This is a genomic window from Kineococcus glutinatus, assembly GCF_039542765.1.
Classification (GTDB): Bacteria; Actinomycetota; Actinomycetes; order Actinomycetales; family Kineococcaceae; genus Kineococcus_A; species Kineococcus_A glutinatus.
In genome coordinates, this window is the sequence record NZ_BAABIL010000929.1 from 1 (window position 1) to 634 (window position 634).

1 protein-coding gene and 1 pseudogene are annotated in these 634 nt (G+C 75.1%); one reads left to right on the forward strand and one right to left on the reverse strand.

Annotation, left to right across the window (positions count from 1 at the left end):
* A pseudogene (locus ABEB16_RS22630) lies at window positions 1-234 on the forward strand (hypothetical protein); the annotation flags it as partial.
* A 63-nt stretch (window positions 235-297) separates the two neighbouring features.
* Here the strand turns inward: ABEB16_RS22630 and ABEB16_RS22635 are convergent.
* The coding region (locus ABEB16_RS22635) for a fasciclin domain-containing protein (protein WP_345714391.1) at window positions 298-634 on the reverse strand (337 nt) is incomplete at its 5' end.

The following is a 634-nucleotide window of genomic DNA, read 5'->3' on the forward strand; positions in this document are numbered from 1 at the left end:
GCCGTGCCCGCCGTGCTGGTCGTGGTCGTGCTGGTCGTGGCCGTGCTCGTCGTCGGCACCGTCGACGCTCCCCTCGTCCCGTCCGCGGGAGGTCCGCGGGGTCCGAACCTCCCGCGCGGCGGGTCCGGGGGGCGACCACCGCACGGCTCCTGCCCGATCACCTGGAAGTCGCAGCGGTGCACGACCCCCGGCGGGCGGCGCCCGACGAGCGGCGGTGGCGCGCGACGGCCGTGATCCGCTACCGCGCGGTGGCGCCGGGCGCTGCCGCCCCGGCGCCACCGCCGGCGCCCCGAGGGGTCAGGAGGGCGGCATCAGCACGGTGTCGACGAGGTACACGGTCGCGTTGGCCGTCTGCACACCGCCGCAGATCACGGCGGAGTTCCCGTTCACGGTCAGCGCGTCCGGGGTTCCCGCGACCTCCAGGGTCGCGCCCTGCACGGTGGTGTGCTGCCCGGCGATCGCGTCCGGCGCGATCCGCCCCGGCACGACGTGGTACGTCAGCACGGTCGTCAGCAGCGCGCTGTCGGTCTTCAGCACCTCCACCGTGGCCGGGTCGACCTTCGCGAAGGCGTCGTCGACCGGGGCGAAGACGGTGAACTCGTCACCGTCGAGGGTGCTGACCAGGTTCACCTGC